At 57.1% G+C, this 25844-nt stretch carries 24 protein-coding genes; 13 read left to right on the top strand and 11 right to left on the bottom strand.

Annotated features, from left to right (window positions below):
- Positions 1-15: 15 nt before the first annotated feature.
- The 9 genes from J7380_RS07410 to J7380_RS07450 form a co-directional block, all read right to left on the bottom strand.
- A complete protein-coding gene (locus J7380_RS07410) occupies positions 16-1206 on the bottom strand; it encodes a Gfo/Idh/MocA family oxidoreductase (RefSeq protein ID WP_209195169.1) in 1191 nt (396 codons plus the stop codon).
- A complete protein-coding gene (locus tag J7380_RS07415; RefSeq protein ID WP_209195170.1) occupies positions 1199-1873 on the bottom strand; it encodes a hypothetical protein in 675 nt (224 codons plus the stop codon). Before J7380_RS07415 ends, J7380_RS07410 begins: the two co-directional genes overlap by 8 nt.
- Positions 1863-3050 carry a Gfo/Idh/MocA family oxidoreductase gene (locus tag J7380_RS07420; RefSeq protein ID WP_247742455.1) on the bottom strand — a complete coding sequence of 396 codons (1188 nt, stop codon included), beginning with the start codon at positions 3048-3050 and terminating at the stop codon, positions 1863-1865. The genes J7380_RS07415 and J7380_RS07420 overlap by 11 nt, the downstream gene beginning before the upstream one ends.
- Positions 3040-3855 carry a citryl-CoA lyase gene (locus J7380_RS07425; protein ID WP_209195638.1) on the bottom strand — a complete coding sequence of 272 codons (816 nt, stop codon included), beginning with the start codon at positions 3853-3855 and terminating at the stop codon, positions 3040-3042. The genes J7380_RS07420 and J7380_RS07425 overlap by 11 nt, the downstream gene beginning before the upstream one ends.
- An 8-nt stretch (positions 3856-3863) precedes the next feature.
- A complete protein-coding gene (locus J7380_RS07430; protein WP_247742457.1) occupies positions 3864-5789 on the bottom strand; it encodes a sugar phosphate isomerase/epimerase and 4-hydroxyphenylpyruvate domain-containing protein in 1926 nt (641 codons plus the stop codon).
- Positions 5756-7051 (bottom strand): TRAP transporter large permease, encoded by a 1296-nt coding sequence (locus J7380_RS07435; RefSeq protein WP_209195172.1) that lies wholly within the window; start codon positions 7049-7051, stop codon positions 5756-5758. The genes J7380_RS07430 and J7380_RS07435 overlap by 34 nt, the downstream gene beginning before the upstream one ends.
- Positions 7048-7623 (bottom strand): TRAP transporter small permease subunit, encoded by a 576-nt coding sequence (locus J7380_RS07440; RefSeq protein ID WP_170745320.1) that lies wholly within the window; start codon positions 7621-7623, stop codon positions 7048-7050. The genes J7380_RS07435 and J7380_RS07440 overlap by 4 nt, the downstream gene beginning before the upstream one ends.
- Positions 7624-7653: 30 nt before the next feature.
- Positions 7654-8664 carry a TRAP transporter substrate-binding protein DctP gene (dctP, locus tag J7380_RS07445; protein WP_209195173.1) on the bottom strand — a complete coding sequence of 337 codons (1011 nt, stop codon included), beginning with the start codon at positions 8662-8664 and terminating at the stop codon, positions 7654-7656.
- 100 nt (positions 8665-8764) lie between these two features.
- Complete coding sequence (locus tag J7380_RS07450) at positions 8765-9847, bottom strand: Gfo/Idh/MocA family oxidoreductase (RefSeq protein ID WP_209195174.1); 1083 nt, start codon at positions 9845-9847, stop codon at positions 8765-8767.
- A 209-nt stretch (positions 9848-10056) separates the two neighbouring features.
- Here J7380_RS07450 and J7380_RS07455 point away from each other — a divergent pair, with 209 nt between their 5' ends.
- Entirely contained in the window at positions 10057-10710 is a 654-nt protein-coding gene (locus tag J7380_RS07455) for a GntR family transcriptional regulator (protein ID WP_209195175.1), read from the top strand.
- A 213-nt stretch (positions 10711-10923) separates the two neighbouring features.
- On the opposite strand, the gene J7380_RS07460 is transcribed toward J7380_RS07455, so the two are convergent.
- Complete coding sequence (locus J7380_RS07460) at positions 10924-11937, bottom strand: LacI family DNA-binding transcriptional regulator (protein WP_348539086.1); 1014 nt, start codon at positions 11935-11937, stop codon at positions 10924-10926.
- A 217-nt stretch (positions 11938-12154) separates the two neighbouring features.
- Here J7380_RS07460 and J7380_RS07465 point away from each other — a divergent pair, with 217 nt between their 5' ends.
- The 5 genes from J7380_RS07465 to J7380_RS07485 all read left to right on the top strand — a co-directional run bounded on the left by J7380_RS07465 (position 12155) and on the right by J7380_RS07485 (position 17383).
- Positions 12155-13459, top strand: a complete 1305-nt coding sequence (locus J7380_RS07465) for an extracellular solute-binding protein (RefSeq protein ID WP_170353342.1) — start codon at positions 12155-12157, stop codon at positions 13457-13459.
- A 75-nt stretch (positions 13460-13534) separates the two neighbouring features.
- Entirely contained in the window at positions 13535-14416 is an 882-nt protein-coding gene (locus J7380_RS07470) for an ABC transporter permease subunit (protein WP_170353343.1), read from the top strand.
- An 11-nt stretch (positions 14417-14427) separates the two neighbouring features.
- Positions 14428-15321: an ABC transporter permease subunit gene (locus tag J7380_RS07475; protein ID WP_209195177.1), complete on the top strand. Its 894-nt coding sequence runs from the start codon at positions 14428-14430 to the stop codon at positions 15319-15321.
- A gap of 11 nt (positions 15322-15332) precedes the next feature.
- Complete coding sequence (gene ugpC, locus J7380_RS07480; protein WP_209195178.1) at positions 15333-16379, top strand: sn-glycerol-3-phosphate ABC transporter ATP-binding protein UgpC; 1047 nt, start codon at positions 15333-15335, stop codon at positions 16377-16379.
- Positions 16376-17383 (top strand): endonuclease/exonuclease/phosphatase family protein, encoded by a 1008-nt coding sequence (locus J7380_RS07485; protein ID WP_348539087.1) that lies wholly within the window; start codon positions 16376-16378, stop codon positions 17381-17383. Before ugpC ends, J7380_RS07485 begins: the two co-directional genes overlap by 4 nt.
- A 43-nt stretch (positions 17384-17426) precedes the next feature.
- Here the strand turns inward: J7380_RS07485 and J7380_RS07490 are convergent, their stop codons facing one another.
- On the bottom strand, positions 17427-17786 hold the full coding sequence (locus J7380_RS07490) for a hypothetical protein (RefSeq protein ID WP_209195179.1): 360 nt from the start codon (positions 17784-17786) through the stop codon (positions 17427-17429).
- Positions 17787-18140: 354 nt separating this feature from the next.
- On the opposite strand from J7380_RS07490, the gene J7380_RS07495 reads away from it, so the two are divergent.
- From J7380_RS07495 to speA, 7 genes are all read left to right on the top strand, one after another.
- Positions 18141-19403, top strand: coding sequence for an imelysin family protein (locus J7380_RS07495; protein WP_209195180.1), 1263 nt, complete (start codon positions 18141-18143; stop codon positions 19401-19403).
- A gap of 124 nt (positions 19404-19527) precedes the next feature.
- Entirely contained in the window at positions 19528-19821 is a 294-nt protein-coding gene (locus J7380_RS07500) for a (2Fe-2S)-binding protein (protein WP_170724151.1), read from the top strand.
- Positions 19769-20254: a bacterioferritin gene (bfr, locus tag J7380_RS07505; RefSeq protein WP_170751522.1), complete on the top strand. Its 486-nt coding sequence runs from the start codon at positions 19769-19771 to the stop codon at positions 20252-20254. The genes J7380_RS07500 and bfr overlap by 53 nt, the downstream gene beginning before the upstream one ends.
- Positions 20214-21755 (top strand): di-heme oxidoredictase family protein, encoded by a 1542-nt coding sequence (locus J7380_RS07510; RefSeq protein WP_209195181.1) that lies wholly within the window; start codon positions 20214-20216, stop codon positions 21753-21755. The genes bfr and J7380_RS07510 overlap by 41 nt, the downstream gene beginning before the upstream one ends.
- Positions 21752-22765 (top strand): imelysin family protein, encoded by a 1014-nt coding sequence (locus tag J7380_RS07515; RefSeq protein WP_348539088.1) that lies wholly within the window; start codon positions 21752-21754, stop codon positions 22763-22765. Before J7380_RS07510 ends, J7380_RS07515 begins: the two co-directional genes overlap by 4 nt.
- Positions 22766-22768: 3 nt before the next feature.
- Positions 22769-23851 (top strand): DUF1513 domain-containing protein, encoded by a 1083-nt coding sequence (locus tag J7380_RS07520; protein WP_209195182.1) that lies wholly within the window; start codon positions 22769-22771, stop codon positions 23849-23851.
- Positions 23852-23953: 102 nt separating this feature from the next.
- A complete protein-coding gene (gene speA / locus J7380_RS07525; protein ID WP_209195183.1) occupies positions 23954-25843 on the top strand; it encodes a biosynthetic arginine decarboxylase in 1890 nt (629 codons plus the stop codon).
- Position 25844: the final 1 nt, after the last annotated feature.

Consider the following 25844-nt stretch of genomic DNA (forward strand, 5'->3'; position numbering starts at 1 on the left):
CTCGTTGGCAGAGCCTTAGAGAGTGACCCAGTCACCTCCAGACTGGTGAGAGCGCACTGAGGCATCAATGAATCGGACACCGTCTGCGCCTTGATTGACACTGGGATAGGTCAGCCAATCGACCGGAATCGCGACGCCGTCCCGGCGCGCGGCTACGGCCATGGCAAACTCCATATAGAGGTTGGCCCAGGCTTCGATAATCCCTTCGGGGAAGCCGCGCGCGGTCCGGATCAGACGTTCTGCACCGGGTCCGATGCCATGCCCGTGACCTCGGCTGATGATACGATCCGGTTCACCAAACCGATTGAACTTCAGCTGCTCCGAATTCTCTAAATCCCACTCGAGGCCGCCTTCGCTCCCAAATATCCGCAACCTCAACCCACCCCGATTTCCCGGGGCAAGGCGTGTTGCCATCAAGGTTCCCGGAATTTCATTTTGGTAGCGGGTGAACATGAACACCGTGTCTTCCAAAGGCTTTGGCGCGCCGCAAACATGGAACTCGGCCCTCAGGTCGGTCAAGGGCAGACCCGAGACAAAGCTGGCGAGATGCGCAGCATGGGTGCCGATATCGCCGACACAACTGGTCGGGCCAGAAATCTTTGGGTCCAGCCGCCATTTGACATGGGGCGCATCAGCCACATCATCGGGCGTCATCCAGTCTTGCATGAACTCGACGTGGATTTGGTTGATTTTACCGATGCCGCCTTCCGCCACGATTTGCTTGGCTTGCCGGATCACTGGAAAACACGACATCGCATATCCGACGGCAAAGACCTGTCCCGTGCGCGTGGCGACCTCCTCAAGCCCCTCGGCCTCGGCAACTTCGTTGGTCAGGGGCTTGTCGCACAGTACATCAATGCCTGCCTCCAGAAACGCTTTGGAAGCTTCAAAATGAACGTGGTTCGGGGTAGTGATCATGACGGCATCTACGCCATCCGGGCGTGCCGCCTCGGCCTTTGCCATCTCGTCGAAGGACGCATAGCACCGGTCGGCCGGCAGGAACCACTCGGCCCCGCGCGCCTTGCTTCGCATGGCGTCAGAACTGAGCGCTCCTGCGGCGACCTCCCACCGGTCGGTCATCCGCGCAGCCGTTGCTTGCGTGACAGATATACGTCCGCCGCCAACAACACCCAGCCTCAAACGGCGAGACAACCGGGGGAAAGGTCCGTCAAAGTTCAGGTCTTCGGGTAAAAGTCTCTCAGCCATTCTGCATCTCCATTTCCGGGACCCGTACGCCTTCCGGCAGCATTTCCACCGCCATGAAAATGCTGGGGGTAATCGTCTCGTATTGATGCCAGGGATAGTTGCCTTCAGCGTCATACATCGGCTTGTGCGTCGTGCCGGGGGCCATGAATTCTTCGAGGTAAAGGGTTTCAACATCCCGCTCACGGCATTGCTGCATTTTGCCAAAGCCTACGATTTGCGTATGCACTTCGCGAAACCCCGGTACCGGGCAGAACGGATGATCCTTGTGCAATCCGACATTCAGCGGCACCGAGCCGGAATGGTACATGGTCAGCCCAACGTTACCTACGAAGACCTTCGGCGACATGTAGTGGCTGACACCGCGCAGACGCTCCTCTTGGCGGACATCAAAAGCAGATGGCCACGTATCTTTCACCCATGCGAACAACTCGTTTTCATCGGCATGGGCGTCGAAACCGTGGACAATGACTGCACGTTCCACACCGCTAAGCGTGCTGTCTTGCACGATCACGGAGGAAAGCGGTGCAACGGTTTGATCCTCGACAGAGAGGCCCCTCCCCCCAAGGTTCAGAACAATGGCGCGACCCTCTACCGATACTCCGTCTTCATCGGTTATGTGCTGGACGCGAAAAAATGGCTGGGCAAAATCGAGTGTCTCAATCGGCATGCGCCAACTCCTTCCTCTCATCGTTCAGGAAATCGACAGGCAGAGGCGCTGGTGCCGAGCACCGGCTTTCTATTGTCTGATACGCTCCGAATTTCGGTGCCCGTTCAATCGCGTCCATGACCTCGAAAACGTGGTAGGCAAGCGCTCCACTTGCACGGGGTTGGCGTCCTTCTTGTGCCGCCAATGCGAGGTCCAAAAGGCCCAGCCCACGGCTGTCTTCATTGAACCCATGTTTGTTGACGACCACCTGCCAGTCCTCGCGACCAGTTGGACGAGGCTGATGAGACCAGCGCGAGGTGTCCCGCGTTTTCAACCAGACATCCCCCTGAAAGATATTGGCACCATGAACCGGGTCAGGGTCAGGGATGCTGATGGTGCCGTCTTCTCCATAGATCTCGAACCGGGGGGTTTCGCTATCCCAGACATCAAAGCTCATGGTCATTGACCCAATGGCACCGGACGAGAACTGAAGCAGGCTCAGCGAGTGCGTATCGACCTCGACATCCATCCATTCACCGTTGCGAGGGCCGTTTTCGATCATCCTTTTGTCGAACGTGCGCCGAGCCATTCCGGCGACCCGGTCAACCGGACCAAGGCAGCAAACCATGGCGGTCAGGTAATATGGCCCAAGGTCCAGCAAGGGCCCGCCACCGGCCTGGTAGTAGAAATCCGGGTTGGGATGGTGGCGTTCCGTCCCGTGGGTACCGACATGGGCAAAAACCCCTGTCGGTTTGCCAATGGCACCCTCATCGATCAAGCGCCGAACGGTTTGCCAACGACCGCCCAGAAATGTGTCGGGTGCGCAGCCGACCAGAAGCCCCTTTTCGGCGGCTATATGCAGGATCGCCTTACCATCCGTTCGGTTCATAACCAGCGGCTTTTCGGAATAGACGTGCTTGCCCGCCTCTAACGCACGCAGGCTGATTTCGGCATGCGCCGCCGGAATTGTCAGATTCAGAACGCAGTCAATCGTCGGATCGTCAAACACTTCATCTGGAGTGCAGGCCTTGGCGACACCGTATTGATCCGCTTTGGCGCGGCTTTCCGAAGGATCAAGGCTTGCACAAGCCACGACCTCTACGTTTGAGAATTTGGATAGTGTTCTTAGATAAATATCGCTGATACGACCACAGCCAATAAGGCCGACCCGGAAGGATTTCGATGTCTCACGTGTCATCATTCCTGTCTTCGTAGAGGGGTAAGTAATTCGGGGGCATGGGCCCTTTGTTCCGACCGCCCTGGTTCATCTGTTCCCAAGCGTGGGCGAGTATTCCGACCGAGCGGGACAGGCAGAACAGCCCTCGCGACAAGGGCGCAGGAAAGCCAAGTTCGCAGAAGATCACTGCTGTCGCGCCGTCAATATTCATGCCAATTGGCCGACCGCCTCGTTGACGACCGAGTTCGGCTTGAACCTCTTCTCCGATATCGGCAAACCGGCCAGAAACTGTGCCTTCTGCCGCCGCATCTCTAACAAGTTGCATCAATCGGGGTGCGCGTGGATCGACGGGTTTGTGGAACCTGTGACCAAAGCCCGAAACGATCTTGCCGTAGGTCTCGCGCCAGCTGTCCAAGCCATCCCGAACAGCGTCATTCAGCGAAGCTCCCGCATCCATGCGGACTGCGATATCATAGTACAGCTCTGCACACTGCTCTCCTGCCCCGCCGTGCACGTCGCCCAGCATGTTCACCGCAGTCGCCATCGCGTTGTTGAGGCCGACCCCGCAGGTCGCAGCCATACGCGCCGCCGCGATCGAGGGGGCCTGCGGGCCGTGATCCACGCCTGCGACCAAAGCAGACTCGAACAGGCGGGCTTGTGCATCGCTGGGCAGATCGCCCCGCACCATCAGCCAGATCATCTGCGGGAAAGATACGTTCCCGATCAGGTCCTCTATAGCGTTGCCACGAAACGCGATCTGGCCGGGCTTCATGTCGATGATGGAAGTGCGCCACCATTGGCGAACTGCGCGCTCGTCGCTTGTCATCTGTGTGGTCATTGAGTCTGCACCTCTGCCACCGCTTGGGTTTTGCTTTGTGCAGCGAGGCGAATGGGCGCGTTGCGCGCGCCATACCCGGCATAGCCCATGCGGCGTTCAACAATTTCGAAGAAGAAGCCGTTAAAGATCGGGCGGCTATAGATCTGAAAATACTCGGCACCCACCGCCCGATCATAAAGAATGTTACCCCGGCGCAATCGGGTGACCAAATCGTCCTCCAATCCGAATGTCGCTTGCAGATCCGCGTAGTAATTTTCTGGGATAGAGAGGCTGGGAAACCCGGACTTCCGCAGCTGATCCGACGTTTCAAAAATATCATCCGACTGGAAGGCGATGTGCTGAACACCAGCCCCAAAGCCATCTTCAAGGAATGACGCCGCCAGTGTTCGACGCCCAACTGCCCCATTCAGGTTTAAGCGCACTTCGCCTTCGGGACTTTCGATAGCCTGGCTTTGCACGACACCAGACGGGTCGGCGACGTTAACGATAGGGGATTTTGCCATCTCGAAAGTCGAAATGTAGTAGAGTAGCCAGCTTTGCATCTCATCGTGACGCATCGTCTGGGCCAGATGGTCGATACGACGCAGACCGGCAGGTTGGGTGGCTTTGGTTTTCGCAACCGGCTCGAACTCGATGTCCCATACCCGATGGAGATCGGATTTCTCATCGATGAAATGAACGACGTTGCCGCCAACGCCCCGAATGGCCGGGATGTCCAGTTCCCCGGTCCCTACCGGCTGTGAGAAATTCGGCGCGCCCAACGCGGTCGCTCGCTGAACCGTCTGATCCGCATCTTTGACACGCAACCCCATATCACAAACGGAGGGGCCGTGACCCAGGAACGCCGAATGGGCAAATCCTTCCTTTTCCGTATTCACGACGATGTTTATCGCGCCCTGCCGCCATAGCTCGACGGACTTGGTGACGTGTTTTCGCTCCATTCGAAAACACATTGCTGACAACATATCTGCCAGCTGCGCGCCGCTTACCTCATCAGCTGTAAATTCGACGAATTCGAAGCCTGACGCATAGACGCGTTCCGGCAGGTCCGGGATGCCGAAATCGGTTCCCGGCTCGGTCCGGGATACCTCATCCAGGAGGTTCACCAGCGACCTGTAGCTGTCTCGGGCCAGTGTTCGGCCACCGGGTTGAGGAGCTGCTTCGTTGACGCGCGCAATGGACCAAGGCCCCTTGTAACCGGCGCGGGACAACACGCGAACGAAGCCCGCAAGATTCAGCGACCCAAGCCCCGGCAGAAGCCCAAAGTGCCGCTTGAGCCGACGTATATCCATCTCAAGCCGGGGTGCATCGGACAGTTGCACATGGAACAGCCGCTCTCCGGGAATGTCCCGAAGGCGGGCTGGTTTGGATCCGTCGGCAAGCGAGAAGAAGGAATTCAAAGCCAACCCCAGATTAGGGCTGTCGACAGCATCAACGACGCCTAACGCCTGTTCATCCGAGTGAACAAGATCCGACCATGGCAAGCCCATATAGGCCAGACGCATCCCCATTTCTTTAGCGATTTGGGCCGCCTCGCCAAGATCTGCGATTACCTGTTCTTCGGTCGCGGCGACATCGACCTCGAAGGCAGACCCGATAAGCAGCAATTCCGTTCCCAGCTCGCTCATCAGGTCGAGTTTGCGCTTCAGTCGATCAAAGGCGCGCTCACGTCCGGCTTCGGGCTGGCCTTCAAGATTATGGAAGGGTTGAAGCAGGCAAATCTTCAGACCGAGGTCTGATGCAATTTCGCGGACTTGCGATGGCGATCCGTCAAAAGCGGTCAAATCCGGTTCGTGTAATTCGACACCCCCGAATCCCGCTTCAGCGATAGCACTTAGTTTTTCGGCCAGATCACCGGGGATCGACGTTGTCGAAACCGAGAGGCACATTATCCCTGATATCCAAACATACGCGGCAACCATAGAACCAGATCCGGCATCAGCATCATGATCACCAAGGCGAAGATGAGAACCGCGAGGAAAGCCCAGATTTCCGAGATGATTTCACGCAGTGGAATGTCCGTCACGGCGTTGATCACAAAGAGTAGAATGCCATAGGGCGGCGTGATCAAACCGATCATTGAGTTCACGACGACCAGCACTCCGAAATGCACCAGATCAATCCCGAGCGCTTCGCAGGTTGGAATGAACAGGGGCACGATCACCAGGATGATCGTTGTTGCGTCTAACACGCATCCCAGCGCGAGGATCAGCAGGTTTACGAGGATCAGGAATACAATCGGGCTAATATCCGAACCCTCCAGCAGTGCCGAGATCGACTGTGGAATCTGTTCCTGAATGACGATGAAGTTCAGAATGAACGCGCCACCAATGACCACCCCGACGGCGGCGGAGGAGCGCGCGCTGTCGACGAACACTTGGTAGAGGCCACGGAAGGTCAGCGCGCGGTAGAACAACGCTGCCAGTAACAGGGCGTAGAACGCAGCCACGGCTGCAGCCTCGGTCGGAGTGGTTACGCCGCCATATATGCCGTACAGCAGGATTGCGGGCATCAGCAGTGCCGGAAATGCGTTGGCGGTTTTTGCAGGCAATTCACGCAGTGGAACAGGTTCTTCCAAAGCAAAGTTGCGCTTTCCGGCCAGATAATAGTTCATCGCCATAAGAACGACGCCCATAATCAGGCCAGGCAGAATGCCAGCCAGGAACAAGGACCCAATAGAGGCTTTCGACACCAGCGCGTAAAGGACCATTGGAATCGAGGGCGGAATGATCGGGCCGATCGTCGCCGACGCCGCGGTAATAGCAGCAGCATAACCTCGGCTGTAGCGGCCATCCTTGGTCATCATCTCAATGATGATCTTGCCGATCCCGGCAGCATCCGCGACGGCAGAGCCGGACATGCCCGAGAAAATCAACGACGCAACCACGTTGACGTGCCCGAGGCCGCCCTTGAACCGCCCGACCGCAGCGACGCAGAAGTTCAGCAGACGGTCCGTGATCGAACCAGCGTTCATGATATTCGCGGCGACGATGAACAAAGGCACGGCAAGCAGGATCGTGCTTTTGTAGAAGCCTTGCAGGATTTTCTCGCCCGCGAGGGCGACGTCCAATCCGGCCGTGCCCAGATACACCAATGAGGCCAAGAGGATGGAATAGCCGATAGGTGTCCCAATGCCTGCCAGAAGAAAGAGAGCGAGCAGGCAGGAAAGAAGTTCAAAACTCATTTGTCTGCTTCCTCGTCGTCTTCACCGTCGACGCGGGGATGATCGTCAACCACGTTGTACCCAACGACCAGTTCCAGCTCGGTTTTAGGTGGGCCATTACGCAAGATGTCAAAGAACAGCCATCCATACCGCGCGGCCACGACCAGCATGAACACCGCATAAATTGAGAACACGGTGCGCAGCGGTATCTTTTCACCCGAGAACGGATTGCGCACAGTCGAGGTTTTGCGGATTTTCATCCAGTCGATGTAGTCCCACGTCGGAAGGAAGCTGTAGAGCATCCCGACCACAATCGCCGCGGCCGCCAGCATCGCAAAGACCTGCCGCACGCGCATCGGCACCGAAAGATAGATGATGTCGAACTTCACGTGATCCCGTTCGCGCACGATGAAAGCGCAGCTGAAGAAAATCACCCAGACCCAAAGAATGCCGATCAATTCCAGAGTCCAGCCAGCGGGGGTAAAGAAGTACCGCAGAAGAATTTGGAGAAGGAAGATCAGGAAGATTGCCGCCAGCATCCCGCCGGCAATCGCTTCGGTCAGTCGGGAGAACCCCTTCATAAAGGCTTTCATTATGGTTCTCCCTCCCTTGTCTTGCTGGGCTCAGTTGCCCAGAGCGTTGATCTGATCCAGAACGCCTTCGGGCCATGAGCCCGCGAACTCGCTTTCCAGATACATAGACTGTACCTGATCGCGGAACGCCGCGAGATCGGGTTCGTAGATCTCCATGCCTTGCTCTTTCAGGAAACTGACAAGATCCTCTTCTTTCTGAAGCTGCTTCTGACGGCCTGATTCAGCTGCTGCGTCCGCAGCTTCCTGAACCTTGGCTTGCTGTTCCGGCGTCAACCCGTCCCAAACCTCTTTGCCGATGGCGATATAGTTCAAGTCGACCAAGTGCGATGTCAGGATGATCTGATTGGTCACTTCGTAAAACTTGGCGTCAACCACGGTCGGCAACGGGTTGTCCTGACCGTCAACGGCACCGGTCGACAAAGCGGTGTAAACTTCCGAGAACGCCATCGGGGTCGGGGCGGCACCCAGCGCTTTGCCAAGGAACTGCCACGCATCTGTGCCCGGCATCCGCAGGTTCACACCCTCCAGATCAGCCGGGGTGCTGACAGTCAGTTCATCCTTGGGCTGGCGCAGGTTCACCTGACGACGGCCCAGATACATGACCGACAGCAGTTTGACGCCCAGTTCTTCCTCGGCCTTTTGCTTAAAGGCATCCATCAAGGGATCGTTGAAGACAGCCACCTGATGCGCGGCGTCCTGGTGGACATAGCCTGCGGTAAAGATCGAAAACTCGGGGAAGAACTGTGCCAGTTCCTGCGCCGAGGTAATCGACATTTCCAGGTTACCCCGGCTGATGGCATCCAGCTCAGTACCCTGAGCGAAAATCGTGCCGTTATAACTGGGCTCATAACTTGCGAAATCAGCGACCATGGGCGCGAAAACCTCGGCCATAGCGACTGAGCGCTGATCGGTCTCCGATCCTGATGTTGCAAGGCGAAGTTGCACTTTGTCTTCCGCCAGCGCACCACTTGTTGCGCTAAACAGAACACCGGTTGCGACCAGGGCTGATACAGCAGCCCGGCGGGTAAGTTTGGTAATCACTTTGCTCCTCCCTGAGACATCATGATGCTTCTTTTTTGCGATTCAGAGTTTTGACCTATTTTGGACATTTTGCAAGATTTTTTACAAAATATCTGATATTTTACACTGCTGTCATACCTACCATTGGTGTTTTTTGTGAGTTTTTGATCCTGACCGTTCCACCTGTTCTGCAGGAATTCTGAATAGCTTCAATAACTTGAAGCGTTCTGAAGCCTTCCCATCCAGACACAATCGGTTCTGCTTCGTGTCGAGCTACTTCAACAAAGTGCCTAAGCTGATTGACCAGGGGGTCAGAGGCACCCTTCTTCAGCGCGGTTGATGAGATTGGCGTCCACCAATCCCTTTGCTCTCTCTGGTAACTCCATAGGCGGAGATCGGGAACGGACAACGAACCATGAGAGCCACCTATCATGTAGCTACTCTCAGTGGTTGAAGGATAGATTGGATATTCCTGAGACGTCATCTCCCAGCTCCATGGCGCAACGATGCTGTCGGACACACTTATGGTTCCTATCGCCCCGCTTTCGAACGTCAACAGAGCACCGGCAACATCTTCGTTGTCGTAACCCCGCTGCGATGCAGCCGACTGAGCCTGTACGGTCATGACTTCTCCGGCCAGGTACCGCAGCAGATCAACGTCGTGGACAAGATTGACCGAGATGGGCCCTGCACCGGGTTTCTTTCTCCAGGGCGCAGCATCAAAATACTCGTCTGGCTTATAGAACCAGCAATTCGCATGGACAGCGCGCACATCTCCAATCTTCCCATCGACAATGGCTTCCTTAGCTGACCGGATCAGAGGATTGTGTCGACGATGATGTCCGACCATCAGTGGCACATTGGCCTTCTCCGCTGCTTGAACAAGCTCAAGTGCAGCGGTGGCTTCTACGGCGATCGGTTTTTCGACAAGAACGGGACAACCACGTCGAACACACTTGAGGCCTTGTTCGACATGAAGCGTGGTCGGGGTCGCAAGCACAGCTCCGTCCGGCGTCTGATTTGCAAACATTTCCTCTAGGGTCTCGTAACATGCGACCCCGTGTTCAACGGCGTAAGCACGACCTTCATCACTGGGGTCGACCACCGCGACGAGATCAACATGGCGCAACGCTCGGATAGCGTCTGCGTGGCGGCGTCCAACAAGACCAATGCCGACAATGGCAATGCGAAAGTTCTTAGACACTTTGCTTCCTTCCGGAGGGTCCGGAAAATCCCGAAACCGATGATTGCGATCAGGCTGCTTTTGCCCAACTTGGCCACGACCGTATTGGGGTTTTCGCGATTCCGCAATAATGTATGATATTTTTATTTTTACCATACATCAGTTTGGATTGCTGATGTCTCCGAAAAATGCTAATTCAACGAGGAAACTGATAATATCGGGTGAAACGCATGGCGAAACAGCCGTCTACGATAGGTGCGAGCACCTATCAGCGCATCAAGCGGGATATCATCTTCGGAGAGCTGCAACCCGGCTCCAAACTGAAGCTGGACGCTTTGAAGGAACGCTACTCGGCAAGCCTTTCGACACTTCGTGAAACGCTGAACAGGCTCGCCAGCGACGGATTTGTCGAAGCTCCCGAGCAACGGGGGTTCCTGGTTACACCGGTCTCCCGTGAAGACCTGATCGAGATATCAGAGCTGCGTGTCCTGTTGGAATGCCACGCGTTGGAGTTGTCCATTGTGAATGGCGACACTGACTGGGAAGGCAACCTCGTTGCCGCACACCACAAACTGCACCTGATGGAACAGCAGCTTCTCAAGGGCGACGAGTCCGAGAAAGAAACCTGGAAACGATATGATTGGGAGTTTCACCAAGCGATGATCGCAGCCTGTAACTCCAAGAACCTTCTGTCTCTGCACTCCATCATCTACGACAAGTACTTGCGGTATCAAATGCTTGTGCTGACTTATCGCGGCGAAGAAGCGGTCAAGGAGCACAAGGGCATGTTCGATGCCGCGCTGGCCAGAGACGCCGACACGGCGAAGAGGCTGTTGGAAGATCACATTCGAAATGGCCTCCAGCATACCTTGGAGGCCATGTAAGACGTTCCCCTTGCCGCAATAGCGACGGCCTTCAACGCAGAGCACCCCGGTGAAGGCCAATCTCTTTGAACGAATTCGCCAGTCAGGGCACCGCTACGACAATTGACCTTTCGGCTTACCCCTTGAAGGTCACGGTACCCGTATTTTACAGAGTGTTAATGTGTGGGGTTTGTGTCCAAGACGGACCTCCGCTACCATTTCTTCCCACACGTTTCAGTGTGTCCCACGCGGAACGAAGAAGGGGTCAATCAACACTGTCTCACTTTCTTTTGCCGGGTCGGCGAGACGCCGCTCTAGCAGCCAGATGACCTGCTCGACAGCCTCGTCAATTGGATTGTTTACTGTACTCAGATTAAACATGGGCCAGCCCGCCATTTCAATGTCATCAAAACCGACAATCGACAGTGCACCCGGCACATCCAAGCCCAGCTCTCGCGCAGCTGCTAGGGCGCCGATTGCGCTTGCATCATTGGCGCAAACAAGTGCATCCAACTGATGAGTTTCAAACATCCTGACCGCTGCACAGTACCCAGCTTCGACCGTGAACTCTCCGGCTTCTTCAACCAGTAGTGAAAGTCCAGCTTCCCGCAAAGCTTGTAAAACACCGGCTTGACGGTCGGCGGAGGACCCAAATCCCGACGCACCCGCGATGTAACCAAATCGCTGGCGACCGCGATCAACCAAAGCCCGAGTCGCTATCTGCATACCTAGCGCGTTTCTGCAGCATACATTGTCTACGCCCAATGCATCCACGATGCGCCCTGATGAGATCATTGGGACGCCGAATTTACTGCATTGCGTCACTACCGATTCAGGCATACTGCCGCCGCGCAGAATCAAAGCGTCCAGCGGGTAGCGCAGCACCTGGTCGATAGCGGAGCCGGCCCGATCATCTTCACCATCAATCAGGACCGGCCACTTGTTCAAAGCATTCAATCGACCGACCAAACGATGCACGAATTCCGAGTCATACGCGCTGCGCATATTGCCAACAAACACCGCCACAAGATGCGAGCGTCCGCCCTTCAACCCTGCGGCCAACGCATTTGGTTGATACCCCATATGTGTGGCAATTTCTTGAATTTTCCGGCGCTTACCCGCATCAAGATACGCGCCCGGAGTAAACGCGCGCGACACGGCAGACCGCGAAACCCCGGCGGCGTCAGCGACGGTTTGCGCCGTTACACGGCGGGGCCTTTCGGCAGGTTTACTGTTGTCGTCAGCCACCCCTAAGCTGTCCTCCGTTTCCATATAATTTGTCAATATTGCAATAAATCTTTCACCGAACTGTCACAGGAACTGCGTATGTGACCACGTGTGCACACACTGTGCATTCGCAAGCGGACCATGTCCGTTTGCTCTGCTTTTTTTGCTGCAAGGGGCACCAGCCCCGCGAACTGGTGTGTTGGCCGCAAACGCGGGAACCACCAAACCGGAGAGAGACATGACCAACCTGACATTCTGCGCAACCGCTGCGGCCGTCGCCTTTTCCGCGACTGCGGCTTTTGCCGAAACCGAAATCACCTGGTGGCACGCCATGGGCGGCCAGCTGGGCGAAACCGTCAACAAACTGGCCGAGGATTTCAACGCCTCGCAAGACGAATACAAGATCACTCCGGTCTATAAAGGCAGCTACGAGGAAACCCTGACTGCAGGTATCGCCGCCTTCCGCGCGGGCGAACAGCCCAACGTCATGCAGGTGTTCGACGCCGGTGCCGCGACCGTAATCGGAGCCAAGGGCGCAACCATCCCGGTTCAGGACCTTCTGGCCAACAATGGCGTCGACTTCGACATCAACGACTATATCGCCGGTGTGCGTTACTTCTATGCCGACAGCGACGGCAAGATGATCGGCATGCCGTTCAACTCGTCGACACCGATCCTGTATTATAATGTCGACGCGCTGGAAGCGGCAGGCGTGACCCCGCCGAAAACCTGGGAAGAGTTCCAGGCGACAACCGCCCCCGCGCTGAAAGACGCAGGCTACATCGCACTGAGCCAGTCGCACCTGCCCTGGATCTTCACCGAAAACTTCATGTCGCGCCACAACCTGCCGTTTGCCACCAACAACAATGGCTATGACGGCACCGACACACAGATTCTGGTGAACAACGACGCGATCAAAGCGCACTTCACCGCTGTGTCCGAATGGAAAGACGACGGTCTGTTCGAATGGTACGGCACCGGCTGGGGCGACAACGCCAAGCCGTTCGAGGAAGGCAAAGTGGCCATGTGGCTGGGCTCTTCGGGCTCGTTCGGCGGCCTGCTGCAGAAAGATCTGCCGTTCGAATTCAGCGCGACCGAGTTGCCCTATTGGGAAGCAGTGACCGCCGAGCCTACACAGACCTTTATCGGTGGTGCGGCTCTGTTTGCTATGTCCGGCCAATCGGACGAGGAAAACAAAGCCACGGCCGAATTCTTCCGCTTCCTGACCGCGCCTGAAACCCAGTATTTCTGGCATCAGGAAACCGGCTATGTGCCGATCACCGAGGCCGCTTATGAAGTTGCCAAGAAAGACGGCCACTATGACCGTTACCCGGCTGCCGAAGTTGGCGTCAACCAGCTGCAAGACAAGGCGGGCGACAACACCAAGGGTTACCGCATGGGCTTTTACGTTCAGATCCGCGACATCATGAACCGCGAATATGGCCGTATCCTGACCGGTGAAACCGACGTGGAAACCGCGTTCAAAACCATCGAAGAGGAAGCCAACGAACTGCTGGCCCGCTTCGCCAAGACCCAGGGCTAAGCACCCGTATCACCCCCAGGGATGGTCGCGCTATCACGGCGCGGCCATCGCTCTTTTTTCTTACTGGACCACTCAATGAAACGTGCGGGCTTCGACAATATCTGGCTGCCTGTGGCGCTACTGCTGCCACAGTTAATGATCATCGCCATCTTTTTCTACTGGCCTGCGGGCTGGGCACTGCAATCCTCATTCTATCTGCAGGACCCTTTCGGGTTTGGCTCGACCTTTGTGGGTGGCGAGAACTACACGTCGCTTGTAGGCAACGACCAGTACAAGCGTGTCGCCGGATTTACGATCATCTACTCGGTTCTGGTGACGTTCTTCTCTCTGGCCATCGCGCTGTTGCTGGCCGTGAAGGCAGACAAGGTAATCCGAGGCGCCAAGACCTATCGCACGCTGCTGATGTGGGTCTATGCCATCGCGCCGCCGGTCGCGGGCTTCATGGGTATCCTGTTCTTTGATCAAAGCACCGGACCGCTGACCAAGTTCTTTCAGATGTTCGGGTGGGATTTCAAACTGGGCGTGGATTACAACGCAACTGCAACCGCTATGGTCATCGTGGCCGTTTGGAAGCAGATCCCGGTGAACTTCATCTTTTTCTTGTCCGGCCTGCAATCCATCCCCCGATCGGTGCGCGAGGCCGCGATGATCGACAACCGATCCGCCACTGGACGGTTCTGGCAAGTGACCTTCCCGCTGCTGGCCCCCACCGCATTTTTCTTGCTGATCATCAACATCACCTACGCCCTGTTCGACACGTTCGGCATCATCGACGCATTGATGAAAGGCGAGCCGGGCAACAACCCGATGACGTTGGTCTACAAGGTTTATCTGGACGGCTTTCGAGGCAACGACCTGGGCGGATCATCGGCACAATCGGTCATCCTGATGGTGTTGGTTCTGCTGCTGACCGTGTTTCAGTTCCGGCTGGTGGAACGCCGGATTCACTATACGTAAGGGCTTTGGACATGGCTGAGACAACACTCGAAACTCCCGTTGAAACCCATCGTCCCCGCCGGATCAAATGGGGCGCGATCGGCGATCACACCGTTCTGATCCTCGGGTCGCTGCTGATGATGCTGCCGCCTCTGCTGGCGCTGACCACGGCCAGCCACGATGCGGTAACGATCCACCGCGAGGGGTTGCAGCTGACGCTGGGCGACGATCTGGGCAAGAACTTTCACTCCGCCATGTTCGAAAAGGGCGGCTTTACCCAAACGGTCGACGGGATGCTGATGCTGATGAACTCGTTCATTCTGGGCATTGGCTTTGCGGTGGGCAAGATTATCATCTCGATGATGGCGGCCTATGCCATCGTCTATTTCCGCCTGCGCTTTGCCACGCTGGCCTTCTGGGTGATCTTCACCACCCTGTTGCTGCCGCTGGAGGTGCGCATCCTGCCCTCATACGAGGCGATCCAGAAACTGGGTCTGACCAACACCTATACCGGGCTGATCGTGCCGCTGATCGCCTCCGCAACCGGCACGTTCTTTTTCCGTCAGTTCTTCATGTCCGTCCCTGAGGAGCTGGCCGAGGCCGCCCGGATCGACGGCGCAGGCCCATGGAAGTTCTTTGTCGATATCCTCGTGCCGCTTAGCCGGACGATGATCGCGGCGATCTTCATCATCATGTTCGTTTTTGGATGGAACCAATATCTGTGGCCCACGCTGATCACGACGGATGAGAGCTTTTTCACCCTGGTCCGGGGCATCAAACAGATCGTGCTGTCCTACACAGATAGTCAGATCCCAGAACACGGGCAGGCATTGGCGCTGGCCATTGTCGCGATGATCCCACCCGTGGCGATCGTCGTCTTTTTCCAAAACTGGTTCGTCAAGGGCCTCACAGAATCCGACAAATAAGGAATACGCGCATGGCTCAGGTTTCATTAGAGGGCATCCGCAAGGTCTATCCCAACGGCTTTCAGGCGGTTCAGACCACCAGCTTCACCATTCAGGACGGCGAGTTTGTCGTGCTGGTCGGCCCCTCGGGCTGCGGCAAGTCTACCTTGCTGCGGATGATCGCGGGGCTGGAGGACATCACCGAAGGTACGCTTAAAATCGGCGATCGGGTGGTCAACGATGTGGACCCGGCGGATCGGGACATTGCGATGGTGTTCCAGAACTATGCGCTATATCCGCATATGACCGTCCGCAAGAATATCGGTTATGGCCTCAAGAATCGCGGCACCCCGGCCTCCGAGATCGCGGCCAAGGTCGAAGACGCCGCCAAGATGCTGAACCTGACCGAGTATCTGGACCGCAAACCGGCGCAGTTGTCAGGCGGTCAGCGCCAGCGCGTCGCCATGGGCCGTGCCGTAGTGCGTGACCCGGCGCTGTTCTTGTTTGATGAACCGTTGTCGAACCTCGACGCCAAGCTGCGCAACCAGATGCGGATCGAGATCAAGGCCCTGCAGCGCCGCCTTGGTACCACCGCCGTTTATGTCACCCACGATCAGGTCGAAGCGATGACGATGGCCGACCGGATCATCGTCCTGAACGCGGGCCGGATCGAACAGATCGGCACGCCGTCCGAGATCTATCACAACCCCGCCTCGACCTTTGTGGCCTCGTTCATGGGGGCACCACCGATGAACCTGATCCGGGCTGAAATCGATCAGAAACAGGTCAAAATAAATGGGTATGACGGGTTAATGGTCGCCCCTGAGGCGTTTAGCGGCCCGATCACAATGGGAATACGCCCCGAAGATGTAGAGCTGGACGACCAAGGCCAGGTGAAGTTTCATGTTGATATCCTTGAGGAATTGGGCGCTCATCGCCTGCTGCATGGGCGGATCGATGACCAGCCGTTCTCGGTCATGATTGGTAAAGAAGATACAGCCCATACAGGTGAAACACGGATCAAGTTGAAGCCCGAAGCACTACGCCTGTTCGACAAGGATACGGGGCTGCGCCTGTGATTACTCAAACCCTTGCGACGCTACCTGCGGTTTCACCGAACCAGCGGGCCACAATCCTGTCGGCGGATCGCACGGCACAAACACACCGCCATTTGCTTGGTGATCTTCCGGCATTGAATGCTGTCCAGGTCGGTGGAACACCTAAGGCAGACCAGTTGCCGTCAGAATTCACGGTCGCCGCCTGGAACGTTGAGCGCTGTTTGTTTCCGGAAGAGACGGCCGCGCATCTGCAAAGTGTTTCTCCTGATGTCGTTCTGTTGTCCGAAGTGGACCACGGCATGGCCCGCACGGCGCAACGGCACACGACCGAGGTGATGGCAAGCGCACTTGGCATGACCTACGCTTTCGGAGTCGAGTTTCACGAACTTGGCTTGGGCGGGGCAACCGAACGCGCCTATTGCACGGACGCTACCAATTCTCTCGGTTGGCATGGCAACGCGATCTTGTCCTCGGTTCCGTTCGAACGTACGGCGCTGATCCGGCTGGACGATCACGGACACTGGTTCTGCACCGATTCCGGCGCCGCTGACCCAGAGCAGCCAAGAATCGGAGGTCGCATGGCGATCGCTGCGGTGGTTCCAACCGACCGTGGGCTTTTATGTCTGGTGTCCACACATCTGGAAAGCAATGCCGATGCTGCGCATCGTTTCGGTCAATTCCAGAAGCTGTTGCAAGCTATAGACGAATTCGCGCCCGGTCTGCCCGTTCTGATCGGAGGAGACCTGAACACCGGCAATCATATACCCCCCGCCTTTGATTGGAGGGACGAAACCCTGTTCGGATTGGCCGAGTCTCAGGGCTATGATTGGGGTTTCACCGCGCCGGGTTTCACCACACGCCCCAGCCTTATCACGCCGCATCCCGAACGTCAGATGAAACTGGACTGGCTGGCTGGTCGGAAACTGACCCCGTTAGAGACAGGTATCGTGACGTCCATATCAAAAGATGGAAAGCCACTCTCGGATCATGACTGCGTCTGGAGTCGCATTACCTTTAAAGACTGAGCCGGGCTGAAGTAATTCCTGACACCCAGCTTGGCCCCGCACTTCAGGAGCTTTGCAAGGACAAACCCGCATCTGCCATATGGATGCTGAAACCTTTGGTGTTGGCAAAAGGGGTAAGAGTTTCCCCAAAGCGCTTCAACACAGCTGCATCCTGGCACGCAACTTCATACTTCGCTTCGAACTTCAAATCCAAAACATCACCGGCCACCAAGGTCCCGCGACCTAGCCCATGACCCGAAAGAACCACACGCGCAGACGTCACTGAACAATCGGCTTCGACCGGAAGGCCCAAAAATCCATGTGGGTCCGACAAATCCGAGATCACCCGAGCGATCAGCACGTTGTCGTCGGCAACCTCACTGGCAGAGACGTCGCCTAACACATCGAAAGTGGCGACTTTCATGGATATCAGAAGACGGGAACCAGAGTGAACTGCGTCACTACTCGGCTCTCTATCGCGCCACGCTGTTGCCGGACCGGCCTGGCTGAAAAATAAAAACGACAGTGCCGCGAAAACAGTAGAAAAACAAATCCTACGCACAAAAAAACCAATCAACTAACTTTAACTTAAACTGGTTGTACCTCCTACAGGTGCGGCCTTGAAGATGGAAGCCCACTATATTTGGGGAAGTCTCTACACCCAAATACCTGACAGTAAAACTCAGGTTGACATTGCTGACTAATTCACTCAGTTATCAGGCAACCGACGCTTTCGTGGCGCCGGATCTGAATTTCTGAGATGAAAGACCTGCCCCCAATGACCAGATTGATTGCAACCACAAGCGCCCTGACACTTTGCGCCGTTTCTGCGGTCGCTGCCCCGGCGAAAACTGATGTTCTGACCACTTACGCCAATATTGCCGAAGCCAAGTATGAAGACAGCCTGATTGCAGCCCAGACGTTGCAATCTGCAGTGAACGCGCTGATCGCCAATCCGTCAGATGCAACCCTGAACACCGCCCGCGCGGCATGGATCGCCGCCCGTGTTCCCTATCAGCAGACCGAGGTCTACCGCTTTGGCAACGCCATTGTTGATGACTGGGAAGGCAAGGTGAACGCGTGGCCTCTGGACGAAGGTCTGATCGACTATGTCGATGCCACCTACGGCGGGCCGTCCGATGAAAACGAGTTTGCAGCACTGAACGTCATCGCCAACCCAAGCTTTACACTATCCGGCGAAACAATCGACGCATCGGAAATCACGCCTGAATTGCTGGCAGAAACCCTTCACGAAGCAGACGGAATCGAGGCAAACGTGGCCACCGGTTACCACGCGATCGAGTTTCTTTTGTGGGGTCAGGACCTGAACGGCCATGATGCTGGCGCAGGTGACCGTCCGTGGACCGATTTTGCCCAAGGTGACGACTGCACCGGCGGACATTGCGACCGACGCGGTCAATACCTAAGCGCAGCCACCGACCTGTTAGTCAGCGATCTGGAGTGGATGGCAGCCCAGTGGGCCGAAGGTGGTGACGCGCGCGTTGCTTTGACCGAAAACGAAGCTGCAGGTGTCAGCGCAATTCTAACGGGTATGGGTTCGCTGTCTTATGGCGAACAGGCGGGCGAGCGGATGCGTCTTGGCCTGATGCTGAACGACCCCGAAGAAGAGCATGATTGTTTTTCCGACAACACCCATAACAGCCACTATTACGACGGCTTGGGCATCCAGAACGTTTATCTGGGCAGCTACACCCGGATCGACGGAACGCCGATCTCGGGCGCGTCACTGTCTGATCTGGTCACCGCTACCAACCCGGCGCTGGACGCCGAGATGAAGGTTAAGCTGGCCAACACCATGCAGGCATTGGGCCTGATCAAATCGACTGCTGAAGCCGGTTTTGCCTATGACCAGATGCTGGAACGCGGCAACGAAGGTGGCGAAGCCTTGATCATGGGCGGCGTGAACGGTCTGGTCGATCAGACCAAAACGATCGAACGGATCGTTACGACGCTGGAGCTGGATCAGATCAGCATCGAAGGTTCGGACAGTCTGGATAACCCGAACGCAGTATTTCAATGACCTTGGCCGAGAGGCGGCTCACCGCCGCCTCTCGGGCTTTTGAGAGCTGAATGACAGTATGACGCAGGACTTCTGTCAATTAACCAACTATTATAGTCAGATTATCAGCCTAAGGCGCCTTGCCATGATCGTTTGCCATTGCACGAACATCTCGGACACCGAAATCCATGCCGCGATCGACTGGATGCGCGCGTCGGACCCCCATGCAGTGATCACCCCGGGCAAAATCTATCATGCCCTTGGAAAATCAGCGGATTGTGGCGGATGCATGCCACTTTTCCTAGACACCATGCGTTCCAGCGATAAGCTGGAAGTCCCCATGCAACTTCGCGCGTTACGCAGCGAAGTATCACAGGAGAGTGCAGATGAAGGGCGACCCCAAAGTAATCGAATACCTCAACAAATCCCTGCGGCATGAGCTGACAGCGGTCAGCCAGTATTGGCTTCACTACCGTTTGCAGGAAGATTGGGGTCTTGGCCATATGGCCAAGAAAAGCCGCGAGGAAAGCATCGAAGAGATGGGCCACGCAGACAAACTGATCGAACGGATCATCTTTCTGGAAGGCCACCCCAACCTGCAAAAGCTGGACCCTCTCCGGATCGGACAGACGCCCAAAGAAACACTGGAGTGCGATCTGGCCGCCGAACACGACGCGCGCGCTTTGTATGTTGAGGCCCGCGAATACTGCCGCGAAGCCGGGGACTACGTAACCATGTCCCTGTTTGAAGAATTGATCAGCGACGAAGAGGGTCACATCGACTTCCTCGAAACGCAGCTTGATCTGTATGAAAGGATTGGCGAAGCCAATTATGCGCATCTCAACGCATCGAAAATGGACGAAGGCGAGTAAGCTTTCGATCGCGGCGGTGGCGGCTTTGGCGGCCACCCCCTCACTGTCTGGCGAATTGCAGGACCTTCACCTCAACTTTCTGCCGAGAACCGAAGACGAGGCCGCGCGGATCGCCAAAGTGACCGCCCCGCCTGAAGATTTCAGCGCACCGCAACAGTTCGAAGAGTTACCCGCAGGGGCGGCGACTGTTCGTTTGCGCACGGATGCGGACGCGTTTTCGCAACCGTCAGGCAATCTGGAGTTCGAACAGGAGCTGGACTTCAAGGTCGGCAATGGGCTTTTCAAAAAGCTCTGGGTCTCTTCTCCGTCATCGACTTTGGCGTCAGATGGGCTGGGCCCGCTCTATAATGCGCGGTCGTGCCAGCGATGCCACATTAAAGACGGGCGCGGTCATACGCCAAATGGGCCGAATGACAGCGCAGTATCAATGTTCCTGCGCATCTCGATCCCCGGCGGGGCCAACCCTACCGAGATCGAAGATTACATCGCCACGCAGCCTGAACCAAACTATGGCGGGCAGATGCAGGATCTGGCACTGCCCGGCCATCCGGCAGAATACCGGCTGGACATCACCTATGAGGACATCCCAGTTACGCTTGCAGATGGCGAAACTGTCACGCTGCGCAAACCGACATATGTCGCGGCAGATCTGGGTTACGGGCCGTTACACCCTCAGGCCATGCTTAGCCCGCGGGTCGCGCCACAAATGATCGGCTTGGGATTGCTGGAAGCGATTCCGGTCGAAGACCTACTGGCCAAGACCGATCCCGACGACGCAGACGGAGACGGCATTTCCGGACGACCCAATATCGTTTGGGCTACAGAATATGCACAGCCCATGATGGGCCGCTTCGGCCATAAGGCCGGAATGCCCACGATCATGGAGCAATCGGCAGCGGCCTTTGCCGGAGATATCGGAATTTCAAGCCCGCTTTATCCAGCTGGCCACGGCGATTGTACTGAATTGCAAGTGGATTGCGTGAAGGCGCCGCATGGCGATGGCGACGACCGAACTTTCGAGATCGACCAGCAAGGAATGGACCTGATCACCTTTTACAGCAGGAATCTGGGGGTGCCCGAGCGCCGCAACTTGGACGATCCACAAGTTCTCCGCGGCAAACAGGTGTTCCACGAAACGGGATGCACGTCGTGCCACACCCCGTCATATGTGACTCACCGCTTGGAAGACCGCCCCGAGCACAGTTTCCAATTGATCTGGCCCTACACCGATCTGTTGCTGCACGATATGGGCGAAGGTTTGGCCGACAATCGCCCCGAAGCGCGGGCCACAGGCCGGGAATGGCGCACTGCTCCTCTGTGGGGAGTGGGCCTGACACAACAGGTTTCGGGTCATACCCAGTTTCTGCATGACGGGCGCGCACGCTCGCTGCTCGAAGCGATCTTGTGGCACGGAGGGGAAGCACAGGCCGCTCGTGACACAGTTGTTGCCATGCCAAAACCCGATCGCGACGCCCTGATCCGCTTTCTAGAGAGTCTATGATGCGTAAATTCGCTTTGGCCCTATCAATATGTCTGCCTGCAGTGGTGTCGGCACAGGATCGTGGGCAAGTTCTTGCGGATGTGACTGAAGAACACATACTGCCCAGATTTTCTGAATTGTCAGAGGCAACCTTTGTGCTCTTCGCAACAGCGCAGGCAGATTGTACACCTGAATCGTCTGAACTGCGCGCCGCTTATCACGCTGCTTTTGACAAATGGATTTCCGCCAGCCACCTTAGGTTTGGTCCATCCGAAGTGGACGACCGTGCGTTTGCTTTGGCTTTCTGGCCTGACACCAAAGGGTTCACAGCCAAAGCGTTGTCCGGGCTGATTGCTTCGGAGGACACCGCTGTCGCAACCCCTGGGCTCTTCGCTGAAACCTCGATCGCCGGTCGCGGATTTTTTGCTTTGGAACAGATGATTTACGAACCTCAGTTTTCGGACCAGGGAACCAAGGTTTATCGTTGCGCGCTCATTCGTGCCATCACCACTGACATCAACAGCAACGCCAACGCCATGTCGGAAGATTGGAAAGTCTACGCGCCATCGTTGACCCAGCCAGGTGCCGATGGCCCTTACCGTTCGGATAACGAAGCCCTGCAAGAGTTATATAAATCGCTGGTCACAGGGCTGGAATTCACCGCCCAAACACGTTTGGGGCGTCCGATGGGGACTTTCGACCGACCCCGTCCCAAGCGCGCCGAGGCACGTCGCTCTGGCCGCTCGCTGAGGCACGTAGAGCTATCTTTGATCGCACTGAGAGACCTGGCGACACATCTATCCGCAAACCACCCCGAAATTTCGGCCGATCTCAATCGTGCATTGGAAAAAGCAATCCTCCGCGCACAATCCTTGGATGATCCGACACTTGGCGGAGTGTCGTCACCGCAAGGACGGCTACGTATCGAGGCTCTGCAGCAGTCAATCGAGGATGCCCGTCAGATTGCCGCAACTCGGCTAGGCCCGACTTTGGGTATCAGCGCCGGGTTCAACTCATTGGACGGGGATTGACGGATGACCAACCGACGTCATTTTCTGGCCGGTCTGGTGGCTACAGGTCTCGTCCCGATGCGCGGTTGGGCAGAGGTCGGCGCGCCTGATTTTCTAGCCGCTGCGCTCTTTCCAGACGACTCCTACCGGCTTGTCGGGCTAGCAGTAGACGGTGACATCCAATTTTCCCTTCCGCTGCCAGCTCGGGGCCACGCTGCAGCTGCCCACCCATCCCGCGCGCAGGCCGTCGCGTTTGCCCGACGACCAGGTACTTTCGCCGTGGTCATCGACTGCGCGGCAGGTGCTGAGATGGCGCGGCTGAAGGCACCCGAAGGTCGCCATTTCTATGGCCACGGCGTGTTTTCAGCGGATGGCTCGCAACTCTTCACCACCGAAAACGACTATGAGGCGGGCACGGGTGTGATCGGCGTCTGGGACACGGCCCGCTATACCCGGCTGGGCGAATTTCCCTCGGGCGGGGTTGGTCCGCATGACCTGCGCCTGATGCCCGATGGCAAGACGCTGGTGGTGGCCAATGGCGGGATCGAAACCCACCCCGAGACCGGCCGCGCCAAGCTGAACCTGCCGGTGATGCAGCCAAGCCTGACCTATCTGGACATGGCTGGAGCCGTGCAAGAGCAAGTCACACTGCCTCGGGTGCTGCACAAGAACTCGATCCGCCATCTGGCTGTTCGGGCTGACGGACTGGTAGCATTTGCGATGCAATGGCAGGGGGGCACGACGCAGCACCCCCCGCTGCTCGGCCTGCACCGGCGTGGAACGGCCCCACGCTTGCTGGCCGCACCTGAAGCCAAGCAGAGTACCTTGCAAGGCTATGCCGGCAGCATCGCCTTTGCCGCCAACGGTCAAAGCGTCGCCATCACCTGCCCACGCGGCAATGCGCTGCATCAGTTCAACGTCGCCACCGGCACCCTGACCGCCGCCATCGCGCTTGAGGATGTCTGCGGTATCGGCACCGGCCCCGATGGGTTCGTCTTTACCACCGGCACCGGTCTGGTCGGCGCGCTGGCGGCCACCGCCCGCATATCGGCACGTCCGGACTGCCAGTGGGACAATCACTTGATCCCGGTCGGCACTTGCGCGTAACTTCGTCAGTTCCCGTCACATAGATTACACTTGGACGAATCAAACTGCTGCCGTATGGGCAGGCGCAAAACTGCACCCCCACGGATCAAAGGACTGACTTGATTGAAACAGACGCCCGACGCACCGCATTCCGTCTACGGAGTTGAGAAATGGGGCAAGGGCCTTGTCGAGGTGACAGAGCAGGGCGAGATCGGTCTGCGAAACCCACTGGCCCCCGACGCGGCTGCGATCAGCCTGCCGGGTATTCTGGCCGATCTGGATGACCGGGGGATCAAGGCGCCGATGGTGCTGCGGGTCAGTTCCTATCTGGAACATGAGATCGCGCATCTGAACGAGAGCTTTGCCGACGCCATCGCGCGGGTGGGCTACAAAGGCCCCTATCGCGGCGTGTTTCCGATCAAGGTCAACCAACAGGCGCAGGTGGTCGACCGCATCGTCGCGTTCGGCAAGAAATACAACTATGGGCTTGAAGCCGGATCGAAACCCGAACTGGTCGTGGCGCTGGCCCATCGTCTGGCCCCCGAGGCGCTGATCGTCTGCAACGGCGTCAAGGATGCCGAGTTCATCCAACTGGCCATCCTGTCCCGCAAGATCGGCTTCAACACAGTCATCGTTCTGGAAAGCCCGAAAGAGGCCGACACGGTGATCGAGGTTTACAACGAGTTGGGCATCGAACCCCTGATCGGTGTGCGAGTAAAGCTGACCAACCAGATCAGCGGTAAATGGGAAGAAAGCTCGGGCGACCGTTCGGCCTTTGGCATGAACACGGACCAACTGGTCGCCACGGTGGACAAGCTGAAGGCGGCGGGGCTGCTGCATTGCCTGAAGCTGCAGCACTCGCATCTGGGCTCTCAGGTGCAGGACGTCAACGATGTGCGCCGCGCCGTAGGTGAGGCGTGCCGGTATTATACCGAACTCACGCGCGAGGGCGTGCCGCTGACCCATCTGGACCTCGGCGGCGGCATGGGCGTGGATTATACTGGTGAGAAAAAGGCCGCCGAAAATTCGATCAACTACACGGTTGAGGAATACTGCGCCAATGTGGTCGAAACCGTGGCCTATGCCATGGATGAGGCCGAAATTGCGCACCCCACACTGGTCACCGAAAGCGGACGCGCCGTGGTGGCGACCTCGTCGATGCTGGTCTTCAACGTGCTGGAAAGCACGCTCTATGACGCGCCCACAGGCCCCGAGGTTGAACCCGACGATCATCACATGGTCGCCGACCTTGCCGCCGTTCACGGGTACCTCAGCCAAGACCGTCTGCAGGAATGCTGGAACGACGCCACCTTCTACCGCAACGAACTGCGCGCCCTGTTCCGCCGGGGCTATGTGGACCTGCGCCAGATGGCCCGCGCCGAGCGCATCTACCTGTCGCTGATGGCGCGCCTCAAGGCGCTGGCGGCCAGTGACGAACTGGACACGGATGTGGATGATCAGCTTGAGAAAGTGGCCGATATCTATCACTGCAACTTCTCGCTGTTCCAGTCGCTGCCGGACGTCTGGGCCATCGACCAGCTTCACCCGATCGTCCCGCTGCAAGGGCTGAACGAAACCCCCGACCGCCGCGCCGTTCTGTCCGACATCACCTGCGACAGCGACGGCAAGATCGACCGGTTCATTCTGGCCGATGGCGTCTCACCCAGCTTGCCGGTGCATTCCCTGCCTGAGGATGGTGAGTACTTCATGGGCGTCTTCTTCGTCGGGGCCTATCAGGAAACGCTGGGCGATCTGCACAACCTGTTCGGCGACACCAACGTTGTCACCATCGACCTGCGCGCCGATGGCGGCTTTGACCTGCTGCACGAACAAGAGGGCGACACGATCAGCCAGGTCCTGTCCTATGTCGAGTTCGACCCCCAGGACTGCGTCGCCGCCTTCCGCAAAATGGTGGACGAGGCGATCTCGACCGGTACTCTGATGGCCAAGGACCGCAAAACCCTGATGAGCGCCTATCGCGACTCCATCAACGGCTACACCTATTACGAATAAC

It is taken from the genome of Ruegeria sp. R8_1, assembly GCF_017743815.1.
Classification (GTDB): Bacteria; Pseudomonadota; Alphaproteobacteria; order Rhodobacterales; family Rhodobacteraceae; genus Ruegeria; species Ruegeria lacuscaerulensis_A.

What these genes read in the sequence shown, in the direction of transcription:
- J7380_RS07410 (WP_209195169.1), bottom strand. Translation starts at nt 1,206, where the DNA reads ATGGCTGAGAGACTTTTACCCGAAGACCTGAACTTTGACGGACCTTTC.
- J7380_RS07415 (WP_209195170.1), bottom strand. Translation starts at nt 1,873, where the DNA reads ATGCCGATTGAGACACTCGATTTTGCCCAGCCATTTTTTCGCGTCCAG.
- J7380_RS07420 (WP_247742455.1), bottom strand. Translation starts at nt 3,050, where the DNA reads ATGACACGTGAGACATCGAAATCCTTCCGGGTCGGCCTTATTGGCTGT.
- J7380_RS07425 (WP_209195638.1), bottom strand. Translation starts at nt 3,855, where the DNA reads ATGACAAGCGACGAGCGCGCAGTTCGCCAATGGTGGCGCACTTCCATC.
- J7380_RS07430 (WP_247742457.1), bottom strand. Translation starts at nt 5,789, where the DNA reads ATGGTTGCCGCGTATGTTTGGATATCAGGGATAATGTGCCTCTCGGTT.
- J7380_RS07435 (WP_209195172.1), bottom strand. Translation starts at nt 7,051, where the DNA reads ATGAGTTTTGAACTTCTTTCCTGCCTGCTCGCTCTCTTTCTTCTGGCA.
- J7380_RS07440 (WP_170745320.1), bottom strand. Translation starts at nt 7,623, where the DNA reads ATGAAAGCCTTTATGAAGGGGTTCTCCCGACTGACCGAAGCGATTGCC.
- J7380_RS07455 (WP_209195175.1), top strand. Translation starts at nt 10,057, where the DNA reads ATGGCGAAACAGCCGTCTACGATAGGTGCGAGCACCTATCAGCGCATC.
- J7380_RS07465 (WP_170353342.1), top strand. Translation starts at nt 12,155, where the DNA reads ATGACCAACCTGACATTCTGCGCAACCGCTGCGGCCGTCGCCTTTTCC.
- J7380_RS07470 (WP_170353343.1), top strand. Translation starts at nt 13,535, where the DNA reads ATGAAACGTGCGGGCTTCGACAATATCTGGCTGCCTGTGGCGCTACTG.
- J7380_RS07475 (WP_209195177.1), top strand. Translation starts at nt 14,428, where the DNA reads ATGGCTGAGACAACACTCGAAACTCCCGTTGAAACCCATCGTCCCCGC.
- ugpC (WP_209195178.1), top strand. Translation starts at nt 15,333, where the DNA reads ATGGCTCAGGTTTCATTAGAGGGCATCCGCAAGGTCTATCCCAACGGC.
- J7380_RS07490 (WP_209195179.1), bottom strand. Translation starts at nt 17,786, where the DNA reads ATGAAAGTCGCCACTTTCGATGTGTTAGGCGACGTCTCTGCCAGTGAG.
- J7380_RS07495 (WP_209195180.1), top strand. Translation starts at nt 18,141, where the DNA reads ATGACCAGATTGATTGCAACCACAAGCGCCCTGACACTTTGCGCCGTT.
- J7380_RS07500 (WP_170724151.1), top strand. Translation starts at nt 19,528, where the DNA reads ATGATCGTTTGCCATTGCACGAACATCTCGGACACCGAAATCCATGCC.
- bfr (WP_170751522.1), top strand. Translation starts at nt 19,769, where the DNA reads ATGAAGGGCGACCCCAAAGTAATCGAATACCTCAACAAATCCCTGCGG.
- J7380_RS07510 (WP_209195181.1), top strand. Translation starts at nt 20,214, where the DNA reads ATGCGCATCTCAACGCATCGAAAATGGACGAAGGCGAGTAAGCTTTCG.
- J7380_RS07515 (WP_348539088.1), top strand. Translation starts at nt 21,752, where the DNA reads ATGATGCGTAAATTCGCTTTGGCCCTATCAATATGTCTGCCTGCAGTG.
- J7380_RS07520 (WP_209195182.1), top strand. Translation starts at nt 22,769, where the DNA reads ATGACCAACCGACGTCATTTTCTGGCCGGTCTGGTGGCTACAGGTCTC.